This is a genomic window from Mesorhizobium hawassense, from assembly GCF_003289945.1.
Taxonomy (GTDB): domain Bacteria; phylum Pseudomonadota; class Alphaproteobacteria; order Rhizobiales; family Rhizobiaceae; genus Mesorhizobium; species Mesorhizobium hawassense.
In genome coordinates this window covers 55812-77599 of record NZ_QMBP01000024.1, presented here as the reverse complement: position 1 = coordinate 77599, position 21788 = coordinate 55812, and the positions used below count along the sequence as shown (strand labels likewise).

Below are 21788 nucleotides of genomic sequence, written 5' to 3'. Positions count from 1 at the left end.
GCCTGCCTTGCCGTAGTCATCCGTGATATCTCAATCGTCAATCGCCGGCGTCAGTTCCAGCTCGGCCGGCGTCAGCCCTTGCCGCAGCTGGCTCAGCCGAAACTCGTCGACCCAGTAAGCCTCGCCGTCGACCAGCACGCGGGCGCTGTAGGTGCCGCCGGAAAAGCGCTGCGCGGTGACGTAGACCTTGTGGCGCTCGAGCGCCGTCTTCACCGCGGCGCGGCGGGAATTTTCTCTGGCGACGGGACTGGCCATGGCCTCACTCGAACACGCTGCCACTGGAGATGCGGCTGGCCATCAGCATGGCGGAGAGCGCAATGTGAGTCAATTTGGCCGATTTTGTTGCTGTCCCGCCAGTTAAAAGTTCCGCTCAAGACGGACGGCCGAAGACGACGGTGATAAGCGCGAGCGCACCGAAACTGCCGACCAAGGTAAAAGCGCCGAACGCAATCACTCGGCGCGCGATCAAGAAGCGGGGGCGACCAGTAGTCAGCATACCGCCGTGCATCCCGTTTTCCCCATCGTTCGCTCCATGGAAGATTCTGCACCTCCATCGATCCATAAAGATCGCTTCGCATAAAGATGCTCAGCATTGCAATGATGATGGCCGCTGCGCTCAGGAACGCGACCACAACGCAGAATGTTATCGGACAAGCAGATGAGGATTGTTCGCCCATTCATACTTCAAGGCGCCCGGTCCTCCGCAGCTCGCCCATTCACCGCCCCGACCGCAGCCGCCGCCAGCGCTGCATGAATTCCTGTGCGAGCTTGAACAGGCGCGGGTTGTCGCGCACGAAGGCGACGCCCCGGCCGCGGTATTTGATGGCCTCGCTCGCGGCCATGCCCTTCAGCGTGATGCCGTAGCAGAGCTCCGAGAGAACCGCCTTCACCGCGCCCATATGTTCCTTGTAGCTCTGGTTGCCGACCGACAGGTCGAAATAGTCGAAGCCGGCGCCGCGGCCCCACCGGATCAGTTCGCCCATGATGCACAGTCCGGGCGAAACGTTGGGCACCGCTCCCTGGTCGATCGCGATCAGCAGCGCGTGCAAAGTGCCAAGATGGGCGGCCAGATACTGGACCGCGACCGTGACGTCGCCGGCACGCAGACCGAAGATCCGCACCGAGCCGTCGGTCAGGCCGCGATGCGCGGCCTCGCGGTAGAAATCGACGACCGCCGGCTGCGCCATCAGATCGAACCGGCCGAGCTCGCGAAACCGGCTGAGCCGCAGTTCGACCAGCTTGCCGAAGATGGAATCGACGAGGGCCGGCGTGTCGGCTTCCACCAATGCCAAGCCGCCATTGCGGTCGAGTCGGCGCAGGTCCTTGTTGAGCGCCTTGACGAAGGACGGACGGCAGATGCGCTTGACGACGGTCTCGGCGTCGCCGTCCATGGCGATGCCGTAATGGGAGTGGATGGAGTCGCGCGCCGGCGAAAGCAGCGCCAGCGGATTGGCGACGCCGCCGACCTCTTTCGGGATGCCGGCGATGTGGATGCGGTCGGCCGGCGGCAGCACGGAAAGCACCGCGGCCCAGGCGGCCTCGGCGGATTGCCTTGTCCAGGGGGTCGCGTCGGCGAGCAAGGGGGCTGCATAGTCGCACACCCCGCAGCTCAGCCACTCGATCACCCAGTGGTGGAACGCGCGGCGCCGCATCAGCGGCACCAGCATCACCGGTTCGCCCGTCGCGGCGTCGCGCAACTCGACGATGGCAAGCTCGGCCTTCCGCGGCAAAAGCCGTTCGACGATGCCTTCGGCCCAGGCGAAATGCTGGTGGCCGGTGCACACGCCCCTCGTCTCGAGACGCAGCCAGAGCGGCCTGACAGCTTCGAGGCTGGTGTGCAGCCGCGCCACGTAAGCACCACTGACGGCGCCGGCGGCGTGCGGTGCCGCCTCATCCTCGGCCAGGCCGGTCGTCATCGCTGCCATCGGCATTGCCTGGCTTGCCACATCATTCTCCTATCGTCTCTGCGCGGACAGCGTGGCCGCGCGGCGCCAGGCACCGATCACCGTGGGGCGCTGTTCGTTCGGATGCTTGAGGTTCCACATGCGATTGGCCGCGAAGTACCATGAGGCCACCATCACGAAGGTCTCGGAAACCGCCGCGCCCGCCAGCGACCATGTCGATGGCGCGATGGCCAGCAGGAGTCCGATCGTCGCCAGCCCGACGACCGCGCCGGCCAGGGTGATGAAGGCGACGATGCGGAAATCGCCGACGATCTCGAGGACCACGCGCGGCATGACATAGGCCATGATCGGCACGAAATTGGCGATGGCGAAAACTCCGATCAGCCCGACCGAGGCATGCTGCAGGGCCTGGGATTTGATCATCGGCAGGATGAACAGGACGCCGCAGCCATAGGCCAGGCTGCCAACCCCCATGACGATCGCCCAGACCTTGGCCTGCGTCCACACGCGGTCGAATTCGTTGTTGCGCACCAGCCTTGCGAGTTCCGGCTGTGTCATGTTGGAGAAGGCGAGGCTGGAGATGCGCAGCGGCGCAAACAGCACCAGCACCGCTGCCAGCGGCGCGTAGGCGGCCGGACCGGCGATGCCGGCGACCAGCAGCGCCAGGCTTTGTCCCTGGATGTTTGTGGTGGTGGCGCTGAACCCCGACCAGGAAAGCTGCGGCCAGAGCTTCGCGTAGCGCCGCCAGGTCGACGCGCGGAAGGAGATGCGCAGCCTGCGGCGCGCCAGCTTCACCAGCACGGCGATGCCGACCACATTGGCCGCGGCAAGCGCATAGAAAGTGGCCTGCAGCGCGTCGGCGAAGAACCAGATCGCCGCCCCCGCGAGCGCTATGCCGGCGATGGTGAACACGGCGTCGCTGATGGAGACGACAAGCTGCATGCGGCGCGCAAAGAAGGCCGAGCGCATATGGCTGCGCAGCGACCAGGCGCAGACGAAGCAGGCGGCGCCGATGCCGCTCGGGTCGCCCAGCAGACGCATCAGCAGCCCGGTGCCAAGCCCCATCACCAGCGCCACCACAAGTGCTGCCGATCCGAAGGTCACGTCGTAGGCGTCGACGCCGGTCCGGTTGGTGCTCTTGTTCATCCAGATGGTGGCGGGAACGGCGGTGAGCGAGCGGATGTAGGACAGGCCGACGCCGCCCATCACCATGGCCAGTGCGAAGAGGCCGTAGCCTTCGGCCGACAGAAGATGCAGCAGCGCGATGTTGAGAGCGAAATGAAAGCCGCTCTGCATCGCCTCGCCGCCGATCATCAGCATGAGGCGCCGCACCAGATGGGCCGGGAACGCGAAATTCACGGGCTCGTCTCCGCCTCGCGGGCGACACGCGCCCGCGCCTGCCGAGCCTTTGCCGCTTTCAGCTTGTCGGCCGCGACCGCGACGATCGCCGCGGCGGCGATATGTTCGCTGAAGACAGCCTCGTAGCGCGCCCGGCCGGCGGCGGCGAAGCCGCGCCAGAGTTCAGGGCGCGTGATGATCTCGCCGAGCTTCCCGGCAAGGGCGGCGGCGTTGGCCGGCGGCACATGCCAGCCGGTCTCGCCGTCGGCCACCACTTCCACCAGTCCGCCGATCGACGACACCAAAGGCGGACGGCCCCAGCCCATCGCCTCGATGGCGACGCGGCCGAGCGATTCCGGACGCCGCGACGGCACCGCCACGATGTCGGCCCAGCGGTAATGGTCGGTCGGGTCGGAGACGAAAGGCAGGACCTGGACATGCCCGGTCAGACCCATGCGGGCGACCAACTCGGCCAAGGCCTGCTCGCGCTCGACGCTTTCGAAGGCGCCGCCGACGAGGCGGACCTCGACGCGCTCGCGCAATTCGGGGGGCAGTGCGGCGACCGCCTCGAGCAGAACCTCCTGTCCCTTGATGCGGTTGACGCGGCCAAGCAGCAGGACCTTGAGCGGCCGGCTGCCGTCATAGGTCACCGGCAGGGCGGCCACCGGCCCGGCAACGCCGTTATAGACGACATGCGTGCGCCGGCCCCTGGCGTCGACGGCCGGCGGGTCGCCGAAGGTGGCGCGCGTGGCGCGCGAGTTGAAAATCAAATCGGCGCGGCTCCAGCGCATCAGGGCGACGAGCACCTTGCGCAGGAAGCCCTCGGGGATCTCGTGGATGTGCAGCAGCGCCTTGCGCGGCAAAAGCCGCGCGGCCAGCGCATAATCGGCGATGATCGAGGTGTTGATGTAGGTCAGGTCGTTGTCGCGCATGCGCCGCCAGGCGCGCCAGAGTGCTGCCGGCAGCCGCGCCATCTCGACGGTGGCGAGCTTGAGCATCGCCTGGCGCCTGAGCACCCAGAGCGGTTCGAAGACGATGCGGCTGGCATGCGGCCTCAGGATGTCGACGATCGGCCCGTCGCGCGGCAGCACGACCTCGATCTCGGCGGCCGGAAACGCGGCGCGCAGCGCAGCCACGCTCTCCGCGAAGCTGCGGTCAGAGCCATAGAGCTCGTAGCCCTGATGAACGCAGGCAATGCGCATTGCTATCTTTCCACCTTGCACCCCGAGTCCGCTCAGTGCACCGGACCCTCAAGCGCGGAAGAAACTTCATGCCAAATCCGCACGCCGCTCTACCCAGCGGTGGCCACTGCAAGCCCGGGAGCAAGGATCGTGCCGGGTCTGATTTGCCCGGCCGTGACCCATGAAACCCGGCCGTGCCCCGTATCGGTACAGATACGTCTCGAAAGTTGACCGATAATGAAGCAAAGCATGTGTTCTGAAGAGAAATTTTACACCTTCATGGGATTGTTTGCGCTGGGGGTACCCTGGCACGGAAGTTGCTGGGAGTGTCATTGACATAACAACAAGCGTGACCGAAACCCCGGGGAATCCTTTGCCTTGAGACCGGAACGACCTTCCATCCAGATCGAACAGCCTTCGATCCTGATCCTGGGAACGCGCGGCATTCCCGCCTCCCATGGCGGTTTCGAGACCTTCGCCGAGCGCCTGGCGCAGTTCCTGGCCGGACGCGGCTGGAAGGTCGGTGTCTACTGCCAGAAGGAAGTCGAGCGCGTCGGCCAGAGGGTGACGACCGGAACCTGGCGCGGCATCGAGCTGATCACCATCGAGGTCGCCTCCAAAGGCCCGCGCGCGACGCTGGAATTCGACTGGCAATGCGTGCTCGATGCCGCAAGACGGCCGGGCGTCTGCCTGGTGCTGGGCTATAATGGCGCGGTGTTCCTGACCTGGCTCAGGCTGATGCGGCGCCGGATCATCACCAATATGGACGGCATAGAGTGGCGGCGGCCGAAATGGGGGCCGGCGGCGCGCAGCTGGTTCTGGCTCAACGAATGGATCGGCGCCTGGTTCTCGCACCGGCTCGTCGCCGACCATCCGGCGATCGCCGACCATCTGGCGACCAGGCGGCCGCGCAGCGCCATCGCCACGATCGCCTATGGAGCCGACCCGGTGACCTCGGCGCCGGAGGAGCCCATCCGCGCTCTGGGGCTGGAACCCGGCAAATATCTGGTCTCGATCGCGCGCATCGAGCCCGACAACAACATCCTGTCGATCATCGAAGCCTTCCGCCGCCGCGAGCGCGGCGACATGAAGCTGGTGGTGCTGGGCACGCTCAACGACGACATCCCTTACCATCGCGCGGTGCGCGAGGCGGCGGGCGACACGGTGATCATGCCGGGCGCGATCTACGACCAGGCGGTGGTGAAAGCGCTGCGCTACCATGCGCGCGCCTATATGCACGGACATACGGTGGGCGGCACCAACCCCTCGCTGGTCGAGGCGCTGGCCGCCGGCAACATGGTGATCGCGCATGACAACCGCTACAACCGCTGGGTCGCCGGCGAGGCGGCGATCTATTTCGGCGATGTCGACAGCCTGAGCCAGCGGATCGACGAGGCGCTGGCCGACGATGCGCTGGTGGCGCGCTGCGGCAAGGCGGCGCGGGAACGGGCGCGCGAAGCCTTCCGCTGGGACGACATCCTGCTCGCCTATGAGAAGGAAGCGCTGCGGCAGCTCGGCGTCACCGCTGCAGCGCCGGCAAAGGCCGACCGCGCCCGGCACGCATGACCGGCTGGTCGCGCCGCCGGATCCTCGGCGCCGCTCTGGTCGCGGCGACGGCGCCACTGGCCGCAGCCGTTCCGCCGCTCGCATCCCCGGCACGTGCCGCCACCGGCCAATGGCCTTTCCGGCGCGGCGTCAACACCTGGCCATGGTTTGCGCTGACGCGCGAATTCCCGGCACCCCGCACCGACTACGACTGGCCGCCCTTCCAGTCGCAGCGACCGGTGCCGACGCCTGCCGACCTCGCCCGGCTGCGCGCCAGCGGGCTCGATTTCATCCGCCTGCCGGTCGATCCGGGCCCGTTCCTGGCCGCCGAGGGGGACCAGCGCGCCGAGCTGATGGAAATGCTCGACGCGGCGGTCGATGCGGCGCGAGCCGCCGATCTCGGCGTCATCGTCAATGTTCAGGCCAATGGCGCCACGCATTACTGGAATCCCGACCGGATGTATTCCAGCACCGCGGCGCCGGAATTCGAATCCTACCGGGCACTGGTCGGCGAAATCGCCGAGAGGCTGCAGGGCAAGACGTCCGGCATGGTGGCGTTGGAGCCTGTCAACGAGCCGCCGCAGGACTGTTCCTCGCAGGCATGGCCGGCCGTGCAGGCATCGCTGCTCACGGCCGCCAGGGTTTTGGCGCCGAGCGTGCCGCTGCTCGTCACCGGCGGCTGCGGCTCGATGGTGGGCGGTTTGACCGCGCTCGATCCCGCACCGCTGGCGGATTTCGAGCCGATCCTGTTCACCTTCCACTTCTACGAGCCATATCTGTTCAGCCATCAGGGCGCGCCATGGATGCGCGAGCCTATCTACAGGGCGCTGAACAATGTGCCGTGGCCGGCCTCGGCCGGCTCGCTGGAAAAGACGCTGGCTTCGGTGAGGGCACGGATGGCCAGTGACACGGAAAGGTCCGACGAGGCCAAGAGGGCCGCCTATGCCGAGACCGAGCGTGTGCTGAAAGTCTATTTCGACGCCCAGCCCGACCGCCGCTTCATCGACGGCTATCTCAAGCAGGTGAGCGACTGGGCGGACAAACATGGCATTGCGCGCGAGCGCATCATCATGGGCGAGTTCGGCGCGCTGCGCACCGATGCCCGCTACACCGCCGCGCCCAATCCGGACCGTGCCCGCTACATCGCCGATGTGCGGCAGAGCGCCGAAGCGGCCGGCTTTCCCTGGGCTTTCTGGGACCTGTTCGACGGCATGGGCATTATGGACGACACGACGCGCGCTCTCGACCCGGCGATGGTCGAGGCGCTCGGGCTTAGGATGCCGGGTTGATTAGAAACTTGACCCGTTGAATCACCAAACCGCGCTAAGGGTTTGGTTTCATGTGGCAGTCGGCCCGTCCCTCACACATAAGGCGTGCCGGCCATGGCGGCTTTCAGGCCCGCGGTGCCCTTGTCGACCAGCGCCAGGAAAGCATCGTTCGCTTTCTCCCGGCTGCGGGTCTCCCGGAAAGTCCGGTGCGCTTCGAGGAAGGCGACCGTCCAGGTCGCGAGCAGCAGGCTTGCCGCGAGACGCGCATCGGGATCGGCGGAATCGCGTCCGACGGCCTCGGCTAGCGCCGCCGCCACCAGATCGGCCAGTTCGTCGCGGATCGCCCGCGCCCGCGCCTTCAGGGTTTCGCTGCCGGCGACCGTCGGGACCAGGCGCTCGCTTCTGGCGGAAAACTCGACGACGGGGCTGCGCTCGGCCACAAGTCGATGCGCGAGCAGGCATAGCGCCTGCAGCGGGGCGACGTTGGGATCGCGCTGTCCGACCGCCGCGCGCAGCATCTCGCGCCCCTCCTCGTCGCGGTCGAAAAACATGTCCTCCTTGCGCGGGAAGTGGTTGAACACCGTCATGCGGCCGACATCGGCGGCCTCGGCGATCTCGTCCACCGTCACATGGTCGAAGCCACGCTCCATGAACAGGCGCGTGGCGGCGTCGGAGATCGCCTTGCTCGTGGCGAGACGTTTTCGGGAGCGGCGGTCGGATGGTTCGGACATGGCTACTCGTAGCACGATTTCTGTACTCAGTACATATTCGTATTGACTCCGGGCGGTTAAATGCCGATATATGTACTCAGTACATATTAAAACTCAGTACACAGATCGCTTGTGGCCGTGACGAGGCGCGCGCCCTGCCGCCCGGCGAACAAGCCCTTGCTCCCGGAGCTCATCCCCATGAAGAAACCCCTCATCGTCATCTTTGCCGCCATCTGCCTCGACGCCATCGGCATGGGCCTCGTCTTCCCCATCCTGCCGCGCCTCCTCCAGGAGGTGACGCACAGCCCCGACATCGTCGCCTATATCGGCGTCATGACCGCGCTCTACGCGGCCATGCAGTTCCTCTTCGCGCCGGTGCTCGGCGCCTTGAGCGACAATCTCGGTCGTCGTCCGGTGCTGCTGATTTCGCTGGCGGGCGCGGCGATCAACTACCTGATCATGGCCTTCGCGCCGTGGCTCTGGATGCTGTTCTTCGGCCGCGCCATCGCGGGGCTCACCAGCGCCAACATCTCCGTGGCGACGGCCTACATAACCGACATCACGCCGCAGGCGAAGCGCGCCGGCCGCTTCGGCCTGTTCAGCGCCATGTTCGGCATCGGCTTCATCATCGGGCCGGTGCTGGGCGGCGTGCTCGGCGACCATTGGATCCGGCTGCCCTTCATCGCCGCCGCCGTGCTCAACGCCGCAAACCTGCTCTTGGCCGTCTTCGTCCTGCCGGAGTCGCGCCCACCGGCCCGCCAGCGGATCGACCTCGCCGCGCTCAATCCGTTGAAGCCGCTGCGCTGGGTCTTTTCGATGAAGGGGCTTTTGCCCATCGTTCTGGTCTATTTCATCCTCTCCGGCGCCGGCGAGGCCTACGGCACCTGCTGGGCGCTCTGGGGCTTCGACACGTTCGGCTGGAACGGCCTCTGGATCGGGCTTTCGCTCGGCATGTTCGGCCTGTGCCAGACGCTGGTGCAGGCCTTCCTGCCCGGTCCGGCCACCCGGCTGCTCGGCGAGCGCAAGGCCTTCGTCATCGGCATCGGCTTTGCCTGCATCGCGCTTCTCGCCATGGCCTTCGCGAAACAGGGCTGGATGGTGTTCGCCATCATGCCGGTCTTCGCGCTCTCCGGCATTGGTACGCCGGCTTTCCAGGCGCTGGCGACAAGGCAGGTCGACGCGGAGCGCCAGGGCCAGTTGCAAGGCGTGCTGGCCTCGGCCGTCAGCCTCGCCTCCATCGTCGCCCCGCTCGCCTTCTCGACCTTCTACTTCGCCACGCAACGGCAATGGCCCGGCGCCATCTGGCTGTCGGTGACCGCGATCAACCTGATCGCGGTGCCGCTGGTGCTGGTTGGGATGCGGAGGCGCGAGGCGAGCGGGATGGCGGCGGGTGCGTGAGACGCTGCGCCGGCGATCCTGCTTTGCTCCGGGATGAGGCACCGCGCCCGCCGCCGGCAGCAAGATTGCGCATTTATTTGCTCATTTCCGTTGATAGATCACATATATTGTGCAAATAATTGCGCATTGGCTTCCTAAGGGATTCTTGTGCCCGAGACCAACACCACCAAGATCAAGGCTCGACTGGAACGGGAAGGCTGGCAACTTGTCGGCGGTTCGAAACACGACAAATACAAGAAGGCCGGGATGCCGACGATCATGGTTCCCCGGCATAAGACAGTGACGCCCTTGGTAGCCCGGTCAATCGCAAAAGCGGCAGGCTGGGAATGATGCCGACCCCTAATCGCGCCCCATCAACAGCAAAGCAACGAAGAACACAGGACCAGGACATGTCTCGCTATATCGCACTCGTGGATGCCGCGGACGGCGTCGTCGGTGTGTCGTTCCCCGATGCGCCGGGCTGCGTGGCCCAATCGGAAAACCGGGATGAGGCATTCAAGGATGCAACCGCGGCTCTCGCCGAATGGGTAGCTGAAGAACTGGCGGAGGGTCGTGACGCCCCCCGCCCTCGAAGCATGGATGAGCTCTTGGCCGACGGGGAGGTACGAGCGGCCTTGGCCGATGGTGCCGTTTTGATCTCGGTCCCTCTCATTCGGGACTATGGCCGGCCGGCCCGGGCCAATATCTCATTGGATGCAGGCCTGCTGGCCGACATCGACGAAGCAGCTCATCGACTGGGCGTCACCAGGTCCGCGTTTCTAGCCGCGGCGGCCAGGGAGAGGCTCAAGGAAACTGTCTGATCGTCCCTTCACCGGCCGATACAGCGCCAGCGCGATGACGACGAATTTGGTCATCAGCGTCGTCTTGGAGGCGATGCTTTCTGAGGTGTTGAGCAGGAGGAGCCAGCCCAGCATCGGCAGCCAGATCCCGGTGTGGCAGCGGCGCGCGACCTCGTGCATGAACAGCGCGAACCCGAAGAAGATCAAAAGCGTGAAGAAGGCGCCCTGGTAGAGCGTCATGCGCAGGACCGGGTTCTCGATGCCCTGCTCCAGGCCGCTGATGCGGCGCATGCTGTCGAGCAGGTCGACATCGGGCCCGACGATCAGGTCGCGCAACTCCAGATGCCTGAAGAGATCGAACATCTCGACACGCGCATTGGCGCTGCCGCTGTCGGAGACGAAACGTTCGAGCAGCGCGTCGAAGAAGCCGTAATAGCCGGCAAGCGCGATTGCCAGCGGCAGCAGCGCGGCAAGCATGATCACCAGCGCAGCGCCGAGAAGGTTGACGCGCCCGGTCCGGAGCTGCGCCAGGCCGCTGAGCAGCATATAGGCGCCGCCGAGCACCACCGTCAGCACCATGCCGGAGCGGCCGCCGAAGGCGACCAGGGCGCAGAACTGCAGGCCGACGAGCGCCAGCCTGACGGATGTCGACAAGGAACGCGCGCCCGAAAGCAGCGCCAGCACGTAGATCGAAGTGACCGTGGCGTTGGAGAGCGGGTGGCCCTGCAGCGCCGTCGAGCGCAGGTCGTTGACGAACACCGCGCCGTCGAACCTGTAGGGGAACACCAGGTGCTTGGTGCCGAGCTCGAACAGCGCCAGCAGCGCGTTCACCGTCATGACGACGTGGATGACGAGTTGCAGCCGGGCAAAAGTCTTCTCGTCATCCTCGCTGAGCAAAAGCACGAGCAGCGCAGGTGCGACGAAGGTGTCGATCATGCCGGCCATGCCGGGGCGCTGCCTGAGGATGACGACGAACAGAAGCACCGTCGAGATCACCGCCATCAGCATCGTGGCCGGCCGCTTGTTGGTGACGTAGACCGCGTAGCCGACCGGATTGCCGAAGGTGCAGGAGCGCCAGACGAAGACGAGGACGAAGAGGTAGGTGGACGGGTGGATCTTGCTCAGCGCGCTGCCTTGCAGGCCGTCGTAATTATAGCCGACCAGCCACAGCATGCCGCCGGAGAGGGAAAACAGAAACAGCACCGCGACGGTCAGGCCGAGCCGGGTCAGCGTGTCGACAGGAACGGTGCGCGGGCCGGCCATGCCATAGCCGGGCGCCGGGGCAGGCCGGGCGGGACCAACCAGGATCGAGGCCATGTCAGGCCGCCTCGTCGACCAGCATGGCGCCGGTCGGCAACCGCCCCATGACGGAGACCGCTTCCGAGGTCGAGGCGACGTCGCGCATCGACGTCGTGTTCAGCCGGGCGACGAGCAGGATCTCGTCGGCCATGGCGACCAGCGGCAGCACGTTGAGGTCGTCGGCCAGCGCGCCGCCGTCGATGACGACGAGCTCGAAACCATGGTTGGCCTCGGCCAGCATGCGATGGGCGAAATAGAGCGCCTGCGCTTCCTGGAACACCGCCGTCGGCCGGCCGCGGCCGACGAGCGCGACGGAGCTGCCCGGCGCATAGCGGCTGACCGCGTCGAGCGGATATTCGCCGCGCAGCACGTCGAGCACGCCGGGCTGCGGGTCCTTCTGGCCCTTGCCGGCATTGATATCGATGAACAGCACGCGACGGCCCCTGGCCGCCGCCGCATTGGCGAGCTGCCATGCCACCCTAGAGCGCTGCGCCTTATCCTCGGGCGGCGACGCCACCAGGATCGAAGGCACCAGCGGCCAGTCGGCCGGGCGCCTGGTGGCGGCGGCGATGCGCTGCAGCGCCAGCCCGGCCACGGCGTCGGTCTTCTGGGCGACGGCGCCGGAGCGGCGGCGTCCCCTGCCCGGCAGCACGCCCAGAACCGGCGCGTCGATGGCCGACTGCATCTGGTTGGCGGACAGCACGGTCGGCGAGAGATATTCGGCGATCAGCGCCAGGCCGATGCCCAGCGCCAGCCCGCCGAAGATGGCGCCGAACAGCAGCAGCCCCTTTGGTGGCCAGCTCTTCTTCAGCGCCGGCATGGCTTCGGAGATGATGCGGGCGTTGGTGCTGTTGACGTTGGTCTGCTCACGGGTTTCCTGGGCGCGCTGCAGGTAGTTGGCATAGACGGTGCGCACGGCATCGAGATCGCGCTGCAGCTCGCGCAGCCTGACCGACGCCTGGTCGGTGTCGAGCGACTTGCCCTTCAGCGACGCCACCTTGGCCTCCAGCGCCTTCTGGTTGGCCAGAGCGCGCTCGTAATCCGTCTCGGCGGCGGTGACAAGACGGCCAAGCTCGCGGGAAATCAGCTTGCGCAGGTCGCTCAGTTGCTGCTGCGCCGAGATCATCGAGGGATGGCGCGGACCGAGCTCGGTGCCGAACTGCGCGATCTGGTCGACCAGCGTCGCTTCCTGGGCCCTGAGACTGGCGATCACCGGCGAGCGCATCGCCTCCGACGTCGCGTCCGGCGCGCCGCCCTGCCGGCGCAGCTGGTCGACCTGCGCCTTGAGCTGGGCGGTGCGGGTCTGGGCAGCGGTCAGCTGCGTGTTGAGGTCGGTGAGCTCCTGGTCGCTGACCAGGTTACCGGCGGCCATCACCATGTTGTGCTCGGCCTTGTAGGTCTCGACCGCATTGGCGGCCTGCTCGACGCGCTTGCGCTGGTCTTCCAGCCGGGCGCTGATGGCGTCGGAAGCCTGGGCGGCGGCCGTCGAACGCGCGGCCGCCTGGTCGTCGAGATAAGCCTGCGCGATGGCGTTGGCGAGCTTCGCCGCCAGGTCGGCGCTCTTGGCGGTGACGATGATGTTGAGGACCAGCACCTTGTCGTCGCGCTTCACCGCCAGGCGGCGGCGCAGCGCGTCGAGCGTCTCGGCCGTCCTGTCGCCGTCGTCGGAGCCGAACAGCAGGCCCAGCCATCGGTCGAGCACGCCCGAGCCGTTGAACTCGGGGTTGTGGGTCAGGTCGGTCGCCGCGATGGCGCGCAGCAGGACGCTGTTCGATTGCGCCACGCTCACCTGACTTTCGACCTGGGTGATGCCGCCGTCGGGCGAAATGCGGCTCGGATTGACGTCGTTGGTGACGACCTGGAGGTCCTGCGGGTCGATGATGATCTGGGCCGTCGAGGAGTAGAGCGCCGGCGTCAGCATGGCATAGACGAGCGTCACGGCGGTGAGCAGCGCGGTGACGACGAAGATCAGGAAGCGGCGCCGCAGCAGGATGCGGCCGAGATCGCCAAGCTCGACCGTGGCGGACGCGGGCGCGTGCGCGTAATAGGCCGGGGCCGGCGCGACAGCCTCCGGAGCGTTCTGCTGAGGCACCATGAGCAGGGGTGGTTGCAAAGGTCGCTCCGACAACGCTCCATCGGCCGGCAAGACGAGAAATGCGGCGTTGGCCTAGCTATTCCCGGCAACGATTAAAACACTGTTAATTATGTTCATAAATTGATGCCGTACTGGCACGAAGTTTGCACCGACACAGTAGAATTTAAGTGCAGCCTGAAATTGGAGACATCGTGCGCATGCGGCGGAAGTTCGACCTGGCCAGCCGGGCCGCCGGTACCGAACGTGAGTCGCCCCAGGGGCCGGCGATGCGCCTGACCCTGCGCCTCAACGGCGATTGCGTGCGTACTTTCCATGTGGCGCTTGCCGAGCGGCTGTCGCAGTTGCCCGGCATGGAGCTTGCGATCGACGCCCGTCCGGCGGCGGGCGGCGTGCCGCGCGGCGCCGAGGCGCTGTTCCAACTTGAGACGCTGATCCATCGCCTGCCCACCAATGGGACGGCCAAGCGTGTGCCACTTTCGACGCTGGCCGGCCATGCGAGAGCGTCCACGCCGGCCGATCTGACCATCGATCTCGTCGGCGATGTCGAACCGCAAGGCCGACGCGTCTGGCGGCTAACCTATGACGGCGTCTGCGGCGAGGAGGCCCTGCTGGCGCTGATCCTTGCCGGCCGCACGCCGCTCGCCCGCCTCGAACAGAATGGTGCGGTTGTCGCCGAGGGACGGCTCGGCACCGAATATCACGGCATAGCGCTGGCTTCCTTCCAGGACATGCTGGCGCGCAGCGCCGGCTTGACTGTCGCGGCGGTCAACGGCGCCGCGCGCTCGTCGCTGCCGACGCTGCCCGAACCGTCATCCGAAGCGGCGGCGCCGGCCATGCCGTCGGCCGCGAAACTCGGCGTACGGGCGGCCAAGGCCACGGCGCGCCGCGTCGTGCAGCAGATCTACCACCTCTGCTACAACGCCCCGCACTGGCGGGTCGGCTGGCGCGAAACGGGGGGACACGACCTCTACGCGCAGCGTGCCCATCCGAAATCGGGCTGGCGCGATCTGCCGGACGACGGCAGCCGCTTCTATGCCGATCCGTTCCCAGTGCTTTATCGCGGCCAGGTGACGCTGTTCGTCGAGGACTATATCCACCGCACCGGCAAGGCGATCCTTTCGGCGGTGGCGTTCGGGCCGAACGGACCGGCAGGCACTCCGAAGCCGGTGCTGGAACTGCCCTATCACCTGTCCTACCCCTTCGTGTTCGAGCGTGACGGCGAGATGTGGATGGTGCCGGAAAGCTCGGCCAACCGCACGGTCGACCTCTACCGCGCCACCGCTTTCCCGGGCGGCTGGGTCAGGGAAGCGACGCTTCTGTCCGACATCGTCGCCAGCGACGCCACGCTGGTCGAGCATGGCGGGCGCTGGTGGATGTTCGCCACCGTGCGCGACGGCGGCGGCGCCTTCTCGGACCAATTGCATCTGTGGTCGGCGCCGGATTTCCGCGGGCCGTGGACAGCCCACCCGAAGAACCCTGTGCTTATCGACATCGCCTCGGCGCGGCCGGCGGGCCGCATGGTGAGCAGCGGCGACCAGTTGCTGCGCCCGGTGCAGGACTGCCGCCGCAGCTATGGCGCGGCGCTGGGCATCGCGCGCGTCACGCAGCTTGACGAGGCCGGCTTCGAACAGGTCGTCGAGACGATCCTCAACCCCGGCGCCGGCTGGGCCGGCCGCAAGCTGCATACGCTCAACGAAGCGGGCGGACTGGAATTCATCGATGGTTCGGCCATGGCGCCGCGCTGGAAGACCCCGCGGCGCGATGCCATGCCTACGGGACCTGGAGACGGAAAATGAGCATCGCAGAGCACCGCGAAACGCCGGCCGTGCCGCCTGGCCCATCGGAAGTCGACGTGGCGATCGTCGGCGCCGGGCTCGCCGGCACGGTGCTGGCGCTGACCCTCGCCAAGGCCGGTCGCCGAACAGCGCTGATCGATCCGCATCGTATCCACCATGAGGAATTCCGGGCAGAGAAGACCCGCGCGGAGCAGATGGGGCTGTTCGAGAAGCTCGGCCTTGGCCCGGCTTTCCTGTCTCTGGTCACGCCGATGACCGACATCGATGTTTACCGCTTCGGCCAGTTTTTCGAGCGCAAGCCGGGTCCGGAGTTCGCCTTTTCCTACACGCCGCTGGTCAACGGCCTGCGCGCGGCGCTGCCTGCCGAAGTCCCGCTGACGGTCGGCAAGGTCGCCGAGGTGTCGACCGGACCGGACCGGCAGCGCCTGGTGCTCACCGATGGCGCGGTGATCGATGCCCGCCTGCTGGTTGTGGCCACCGGCTACAGCGAGGCGGTGCGGCGCGCCATCGGTGTCGAACGCATCGAGGAATCGAAAGCGCATTCGCTGACGCTCGGCTTCGACCTCGCGATCACGCCGCGGGACTTCGGCCTCCAGTCCCTCACCTTCTACGGCAGGCGGATCGCCGATCGCATTGCCTTTATTACCATCTTCCGGATCGGCGAGCGGATGCGGGCGAATATGTTCGTCTACCGGACCGTCGCCGATCCGTGGGTGCGGACGTGCCGTGAAAACCCGCAAAAGATGCTGTGTGAGCTGATGCCGGAAATCGCGCGGCGATGCGGCGACTTCGCCATCGCCAGCGAAATCGACGTGAGGCAGGTCAGCCTGACGACGACGCGGGGCCATCGCCGCGACGGCGTCGTCTTCATCGGCGACGCGTTCGCCACGACCTGCCCGGCGCAAGGCGACGGCATCCATCGGGTGCTGACCGATGTCGATTGCCTGACCTCGACGCATATCCCCGCCTGGTTCGCGACGCCCGGCATGGCGGCCGACAAGATCAGCGCCTTCTACGACGATCCGATCAAGATCGCCGCCGACGATAGAGCCATGCGCGCCAGCATCTATGCCAGGCGGATCAACACCGAAACCGGGCTCGAATGGCGGCTGCGGCGCCTGCGCAACAGCACCGCGCGGCACTTGATGGTTTTCGGCCGGCGGTTCCGCGAGGCCGGCAAACCGTCCAAGCCGCGCGTGGCTTGAGCCGGCGGCCGACGCCTCGGCTGCCCGTGCACGAAACATTAAAGCGCCTCGATTAACCTAATTTTTCATTGCTACTCGGCTCGCGCCTGGGTTGCTTGAGATTGTTTCAGCTACTCGTGATATTCGCCGCGAGGCTTGGAGCAGAAGAATGAGCACCGCGCAGGGCCGAGAAACGCCTGCCGTCCAGGCGGGCGTGGCCGAAGTCGATGTGGCGATCGTTGGCGCGGGTCTCGCGGGAACCGCGCTCACGCTCGCCCTGGCCAAGACCGGCCGCAAGGTGGCGCTGGTCGATCCGCACCGCACCCATCACGACGAGTTCCGCGCCGAGAAGATCGGCATGGCGCAGATGCGGCTGTTCGAGAAGCTCGGCCTCGGGCCGGCCATCGAGCCTCTCGTGACGCCGATGACCGACATCCATGTCTTCCGCCTCGGCCAGCTCTTCCGGCGCGAGCGGAAATGGGAGTTCGGCTTTTCCTACGGCCCGCTGGTCAACGGCCTGCGCGCGGCTTTGCCGCCGGAAGCGCCGCTGACGGTAGGCAAGGTCGCGGAGGTCTCGACCGGACCGGACCGGCAGCGCCTGGTGCTCACCGACGGTTCGATCATCGAGGCCCGCCTGCTCGTGGTCGCCACCGGCCACGGCGAGGCGATACGGCGCGCCATCGGCATGGAGCGGATCGAGGAATCCAAGGCACATTCGCTGTCGCTGGGCTTCGACCTTGCGGTCACGCCGCAGCAATGTCCCTACCCGGCCGTCACCTGCTATGCCAGGAACCCAGCCGACCTCACCGCCTATCTCAGCGTCTTCCCGATCGGCAACCGCATGCGCGCCAATATGTTCGGCTACCACACGGTGGCCGATGCGTGGACGCGGGATTTCCGCGCGAACCCGCAAAAGATGCTGCTCGAGATGATGCCGGAGATCGCCGCGCAATGCGGCAATTTCGAAGTCGCCAGCCCGGTCGAGGTGCGGCAGGTCAGCCTGACGACCACCACGGGCCATCGCCGCGACGGCGTGGTCGTGGTCGGCGACGCTTTCTGGACGACCTGCCCGACGCCTGGCGTCGGCATCAACCGGGTGATGACCGACGTCGACCGGCTTGTTTCGACCTTCATTCCCGACTGGCTCGAAACACCCGGAATGGCCGCCGACAAGATCTGCGCCTTCTATGACGACCCGACCAAGATCGCCACCGACGGATCGGCGATGCGCTCCAGCGTCTACGCCAAGCGGATCACCATCGAAACTGGTATGGAATGGCGGCTGCGCCGACTGCGCAACAACGCCGCGCGCCAGCTGATGATCCTCGGCCGCAAGATCAGCCGTCGCGACGCGTTGCCGGCACCGAGCGCGGCGTAAGGGGAAATGCCAAGCTTTCCTGGCCCCCTCGAATAGTGGGGGAGAGTTGGCTCGGCGAAGCCGAGACGGAGGGCGGGAGCGCGTTACGAAGGCCCCCTCTCCCGTCCGCTTCGCGGACACCTCTCCCCCGCCTCCCGCGGGGGCGAGGAACCCAAGCCTTCGCAGGCGGCGATTGGCTGTGTCGGTCGGTTCGCCCTATCTTTGAGACTCAACAAGGATGACGACCATGACCCATATCCGAGCGATGACGCGCAACGACCTGGCCGATGTGTCGCGGCTGCTCGGCCAATCCTGGCGGCGGACCTATGCGCCGATCATGGGCGACGAGACCGTGGCCCGGCTTTCCGACGAGAAGCATGCGCCGGACAAGCTCGCGGCCGAGCTCGACGACGAGGACAAGATGTCCTTCGTCGCCGAACGCGCCGACGGCTCGATCGCCGGCTACGCCATGGCGGCGATGGACGCGAAAGGCGACGTCCTGCTGGACAGGCTCCACATCGAGCCGCGGGCCTTCGGCAGCGGGCTGGCGGTCGACCTTTTGCACGCGGTGCTTGCCGCGCATGCCGGCATCCCCAGCATCGCGCTGGAGGTGATCGAGGGCAACGACCGGGCGATCGCCTTCTACCGCAAGCACGGCTTCGAGGTGGTCGAACGCCGCGACGCCGCGCATGGCGTCGGCGGGCACGCGTCATTGATCATGCGCCACATGCTGCCAAGGGCTTGAGGGCGGTCACGCCGAGCGGCGCAGCATCAATTCGGCGTTGAGCAGGACGCGGGCGTTGTCGCGCTTGGCGGCCGGGGCGTTTTCGTCGAGGCGCTGCAGCAGGAGCTCGATCGCCAGGCGGCCGATCTCGTTGTAGTTCTGCGCCACCGTGGTGATCGGCGGGCAGGCATAGCGCGACAAAGGATGGTCGTCATGGCCGGCGACGCGCAGGTCGCAATCGGCGCCGTGGCCGACCTTGAGGCCAAGCGCGTAGGCGGCGCTGATGACGCCGAAGGCGATGCGGTCGTTGGCGCACAGCACCGTTCCGGTCGGGAAGCCCGGCCCTTTCAGGATACGCAGCGCCTCGTCGTGGCCGAACTTTTCGAAATCCCAGGAGTCGGCTTGCTCGACAGCCACGATCGACGGCGTCATCTTGAACTCGCGCATGGCCTCGACATAGGCCGCCTGCCGCGCCGAGGCGTTGTTGTTGACCAGCGGCATGGCGAAGTAGCAGGGCGGCTCGCCGGAGCGGCAGAGATAGTCGACGATGAGGCGAAAGCTCTGCCGGTTGTCGGTGCCGACGAAGGACGAGGTCTCGTCGAGCGGCGAGTCGACATAGATCAGCGGGATCGAGGCGCCGAGTTCGGCAAGCACGCGGTGGTGCGAGTGCACGCCGAGCGGCGCGATGATGGCGCCGGCGATGTTCATCGAGCGGAAGGTCTGGATCGCCTGGTCCTCCATCTCGGCGCGGCCGTCGGAGGACAAAACGAAGGCGAGGAAGCCGGCCTCGTTGGCGATCATCTCGATGCGGCGCGTCAGCGCCATGTAGAACGGGTCGATCGAATTGGGGATGATGACGCCGAGGATGTTGGAGCGGCGGCGGTTCAGATTGACCGCGAACATGCTGGGGCGGAAGTCGGATTTCTTCAGCGCCGCCTCGATGACGCTGCGCGTATTCTGCCGCACCGAGCCGGGATCGTTGAAGTATTTCGACACCGTGGTGCGGGACAGGCCGACAAAGGCGGAAAAATCCTCCATCGTCCTGATCGTCTTTGCCATCCTTCCGCCCCTGTCGGTACCGCGCTCACGACTGTCTACTTGAGTCACCGCTCGACGCAAAGGCAGGCAATCGCGCTCTTCCGCTCAAGCCTCGGCCGCGAACTGGACTTTCATCGTCGCCGGATTGCCGCCCTTGGCGAAGAACGGCAGCACCTCGCCGAGCGGCAGCCGGTGACTGACCAACTTGGCCATGGTGCCGTCGTCACGGCCCAGGATCTCCAGCGCCTGCGGGATGTTGCGGTTCAGCGAATGCGAGCCGGCCAGCCTGATCTGGCGGCGGAATATCTCGAACGGGGCGACCGCGATCCGGGCGTCGGGCGCGCAGACGCCGAAGACCAGCGCCGTGCCGCCATCGGCGGTGAGGCCGATCATGCCTTCGACCACCTTGGCGATGCCGGTGGCGTCGGCGACGAAGTCGAAGCCCCGCGCCCGCGCCGCGACGTCCTGCGATCCCGACACCAGCGGCTCCAGCCCGAGCGATGCGGCGAAGGCCAGACGCGGCTCGCTGATGTCGGCCACCGCCACTTTCGCCACGCCGCTGGCCTTGAGCGACAGGGCCATCAGAAGGCCTATCGGTCCGGCGCCGAAGACGAGCGCATTGCCGGGCACGTGTCCGTTCACCCCTACCCCGGCCGCGCCGAGGCCGTTCAGCACGCAGGCGAGCGGCTCGGCGAGCGCCGCCGTCTCGAAGGCGAGATCGCCGATGCCATGGAGATGATCGACGGCGACGAGGCTGTATTCGGCGAAGCCGCCATTCTCGGTCACGCCATAGGCTTTCAGCGTGGCGCAAAGATTGGTCAGGCCCCTGGCGCAGGCCGGGCAATGCCCGCACGGGATGTTGGGATCGACGGCGACGCGGTCGCCCGGCTTCACCGACGTTACATCCTCGGCGACCGCCTCGATCGTGCCGGCATATTCATGGCCTGGCACCAGCGGGAACGCGCCCGAACCGTAGCGGCCGTGCAGCACGTCGATGTCGGTGTGGCAGAGCCCCGCCGCGCGCACCCGCAGCAAAGCGTGGCCGGGCCGGATCGCGGGCATGTCGAGCTCTGCCATGCCGGCAATACCGGCCGCGGCAAATCGGATGGCCTTCATCGTCATCTCCTGTTTCGACGCAATTCCGGACGGAAAGCCGCTTCACACTTTTCCTGGAATTGCTCCGCTGCCTCAGCTCATCCAGTTGCCGCCATCGACATTGTAGGTCTGGGCGAGGATGTAATCGCTGTCGGACGAGGCGAGGAAGACGGCGAGGCCGGCAATGTCCTCGGGCTGAGCGAAGCGGCCGATCGGCACCGACTTCGCCACCGCGGCCTTCTTCTCGCCGGGCTTCAAACCTTGCCATTTGGCGAAATGAGCGTCGACCACATCCCAGTGCTCGCCGTCGACGACGCCCGGCGCGATGGCGTTGACGTTGATGCCGTGCTTGACCAGAGCGAGCGCCGCCGACTGCGTGGCCGAGATGATCGCCGCCTTGGAGGCGCAGTAGAGCGTTACCAGCGCCTCGCCGCGGCGGCCGGCCTGGCTCGCCATGTTGATGATCTTGCCGCCACGGCCGCGCGCGATCATCAGATTGGACACCGCCTTCATCACGAACAGCGGACCCTTGAGGTTGATGCCGAAAACGCGCTCATAGCTCGCCTCGGTGATGTCGGTGACCGGAGCCATGTCGAAGATCGCCGCGTTGTTGACCAGGATGTCGATGCCGCCGAATTCGCGGTCGACCTCGGCGGCGACGCTTTCGATGGCGGCGAGATCGGTGACGTCGAGTTTTTTGGCGCTTGCCGCCGGACCAATTTCCTTGGCCGCCCGCGTCGCGCGCTCGATGTCGATATCGGCGATCACCACGCGCGCGCCTTCACGCGCAAAGGCCTGCGCGAAGCCGAGGCCGATGCCACGCGCGCCGCCGGTGATCAGGGCAGTCTTGTCCTTCAGCTTCATTGCAAGTTCCAGTTCTTCCGCGTTTCGAAAATATCGGTCGGGAGCAGGTGCTCACGAGGAACGCACGGACCCACCTTTGCTCAGGCAACTCCAGACGGAAAGTCGCTACGCGCCTTTCGTCGGTCGCCAGGCGGATCCGCGCATCCTCCGGCCGGCCGCAAGGGAGTTCTGCGGCGGGCCGGATGGCCGGGAGGCGGCGCACGTTCCGCGTCC

The 21788-nt window shown here is 66.6% G+C and carries 19 protein-coding genes; 9 read left to right on the top strand and 10 right to left on the bottom strand.

From position 1 onward, the window contains the following. Positions 1 to 30: 30 nt before the first annotated feature. From DPM33_RS31885 to DPM33_RS31870, 4 genes are all read right to left on the bottom strand, one after another. Positions 31 to 255, bottom strand: coding sequence for a hypothetical protein (locus DPM33_RS31885; RefSeq protein WP_112101329.1), 225 nt, complete (start codon positions 253 to 255; stop codon positions 31 to 33). A 461-nt stretch (positions 256 to 716) separates the two neighbouring features. Next, entirely contained in the window at positions 717 to 1946 is a 1230-nt protein-coding gene (locus tag DPM33_RS31880; RefSeq protein ID WP_112101328.1) for a GNAT family N-acetyltransferase, read from the bottom strand. Positions 1947 to 1955: 9 nt separating this feature from the next. Next, complete coding sequence (locus tag DPM33_RS31875) at positions 1956 to 3263, bottom strand: polysaccharide biosynthesis protein (RefSeq protein ID WP_112101327.1); 1308 nt, start codon at positions 3261 to 3263, stop codon at positions 1956 to 1958. Next, a complete protein-coding gene (locus tag DPM33_RS31870) occupies positions 3260 to 4444 on the bottom strand; it encodes a glycosyltransferase family 4 protein (protein ID WP_112101326.1) in 1185 nt (394 codons plus the stop codon). The genes DPM33_RS31875 and DPM33_RS31870 overlap by 4 nt, the downstream gene beginning before the upstream one ends. Positions 4445 to 4822: 378 nt before the next feature. Here DPM33_RS31870 and DPM33_RS31865 point away from each other — a divergent pair, with 378 nt between their 5' ends. Both DPM33_RS31865 and DPM33_RS31860 read left to right on the top strand, forming a co-directional pair. After that, complete coding sequence (locus DPM33_RS31865; protein ID WP_112101340.1) at positions 4823 to 5989, top strand: DUF1972 domain-containing protein; 1167 nt, start codon at positions 4823 to 4825, stop codon at positions 5987 to 5989. Next, entirely contained in the window at positions 5986 to 7257 is a 1272-nt protein-coding gene (locus DPM33_RS31860) for a glycoside hydrolase family 5 protein (RefSeq protein ID WP_112101325.1), read from the top strand. The genes DPM33_RS31865 and DPM33_RS31860 overlap by 4 nt, the downstream gene beginning before the upstream one ends. A gap of 71 nt (positions 7258 to 7328) precedes the next feature. Here the strand turns inward: DPM33_RS31860 and DPM33_RS31855 are convergent, their stop codons facing one another. Beyond that, positions 7329 to 7967, bottom strand: coding sequence for a TetR/AcrR family transcriptional regulator (locus DPM33_RS31855; RefSeq protein ID WP_112101324.1), 639 nt, complete (start codon positions 7965 to 7967; stop codon positions 7329 to 7331). Between the two features lie 177 nt (positions 7968 to 8144). Here DPM33_RS31855 and DPM33_RS31850 point away from each other — a divergent pair, with 177 nt between their 5' ends. The 3 genes from DPM33_RS31850 (at position 8145) to DPM33_RS31840 (ending at position 10144) form a co-directional block, all read left to right on the top strand. Then, positions 8145 to 9344, top strand: a complete 1200-nt coding sequence (locus tag DPM33_RS31850; protein WP_112101323.1) for a TCR/Tet family MFS transporter — start codon at positions 8145 to 8147, stop codon at positions 9342 to 9344. 147 nt (positions 9345 to 9491) lie between these two features. Further along, entirely contained in the window at positions 9492 to 9674 is a 183-nt protein-coding gene (locus DPM33_RS31845) for a type II toxin-antitoxin system HicA family toxin (protein WP_245442571.1), read from the top strand. 59 nt (positions 9675 to 9733) lie between these two features. Then, complete coding sequence (locus DPM33_RS31840; RefSeq protein ID WP_245442569.1) at positions 9734 to 10144, top strand: type II toxin-antitoxin system HicB family antitoxin; 411 nt, start codon at positions 9734 to 9736, stop codon at positions 10142 to 10144. Here DPM33_RS31840 and DPM33_RS31835 read toward each other — a convergent pair. Then, positions 10103 to 11440 (bottom strand): VpsF family polysaccharide biosynthesis protein, encoded by a 1338-nt coding sequence (locus DPM33_RS31835; RefSeq protein WP_112101321.1) that lies wholly within the window; start codon positions 11438 to 11440, stop codon positions 10103 to 10105. The genes DPM33_RS31840 and DPM33_RS31835 overlap by 42 nt on opposite strands. A 1-nt stretch (position 11441) precedes the next feature. Further along, the gene (locus DPM33_RS31830; RefSeq protein WP_245442567.1) at positions 11442 to 13517 is read right to left on the bottom strand and encodes a GumC family protein; all 2076 of its coding nucleotides are present in this window, start codon (positions 13515 to 13517) and stop codon (positions 11442 to 11444) included. Between the two features lie 266 nt (positions 13518 to 13783). Between DPM33_RS31830 and DPM33_RS31825 the strand changes: the two genes are divergently transcribed. The 4 genes from DPM33_RS31825 (at position 13784) to DPM33_RS31810 (ending at position 18599) form a co-directional block, all read left to right on the top strand. Then, entirely contained in the window at positions 13784 to 15313 is a 1530-nt protein-coding gene (locus DPM33_RS31825) for a glucosamine inositolphosphorylceramide transferase family protein (RefSeq protein WP_112101338.1), read from the top strand. Further along, positions 15310 to 16518 (top strand): FAD-dependent oxidoreductase, encoded by a 1209-nt coding sequence (locus DPM33_RS31820; protein WP_112101319.1) that lies wholly within the window; start codon positions 15310 to 15312, stop codon positions 16516 to 16518. The genes DPM33_RS31825 and DPM33_RS31820 overlap by 4 nt, the downstream gene beginning before the upstream one ends. A 148-nt stretch (positions 16519 to 16666) precedes the next feature. Beyond that, on the top strand, positions 16667 to 17875 hold the full coding sequence (locus tag DPM33_RS31815) for an FAD-dependent monooxygenase (RefSeq protein ID WP_112101318.1): 1209 nt from the start codon (positions 16667 to 16669) through the stop codon (positions 17873 to 17875). A 226-nt stretch (positions 17876 to 18101) separates the two neighbouring features. Further along, positions 18102 to 18599 carry a GNAT family N-acetyltransferase gene (locus DPM33_RS31810; RefSeq protein ID WP_112101337.1) on the top strand — a complete coding sequence of 166 codons (498 nt, stop codon included), beginning with the start codon at positions 18102 to 18104 and terminating at the stop codon, positions 18597 to 18599. Positions 18600 to 18605: 6 nt separating this feature from the next. Here DPM33_RS31810 and DPM33_RS31805 read toward each other — a convergent pair whose 3' ends face one another. The 3 genes from DPM33_RS31805 to DPM33_RS31795 all read right to left on the bottom strand — a co-directional run bounded on the left by DPM33_RS31805 (position 18606) and on the right by DPM33_RS31795 (position 21575). Beyond that, positions 18606 to 19616 (bottom strand): LacI family DNA-binding transcriptional regulator, encoded by a 1011-nt coding sequence (locus DPM33_RS31805; protein ID WP_167449282.1) that lies wholly within the window; start codon positions 19614 to 19616, stop codon positions 18606 to 18608. Between the two features lie 105 nt (positions 19617 to 19721). After that, on the bottom strand, positions 19722 to 20732 hold the full coding sequence (locus DPM33_RS31800; protein ID WP_112101336.1) for a zinc-dependent alcohol dehydrogenase family protein: 1011 nt from the start codon (positions 20730 to 20732) through the stop codon (positions 19722 to 19724). Positions 20733 to 20804: 72 nt separating this feature from the next. Further along, the gene (locus DPM33_RS31795) at positions 20805 to 21575 is read right to left on the bottom strand and encodes an L-iditol 2-dehydrogenase (RefSeq protein WP_112101316.1); all 771 of its coding nucleotides are present in this window, start codon (positions 21573 to 21575) and stop codon (positions 20805 to 20807) included. Positions 21576 to 21788: the final 213 nt, after the last annotated feature.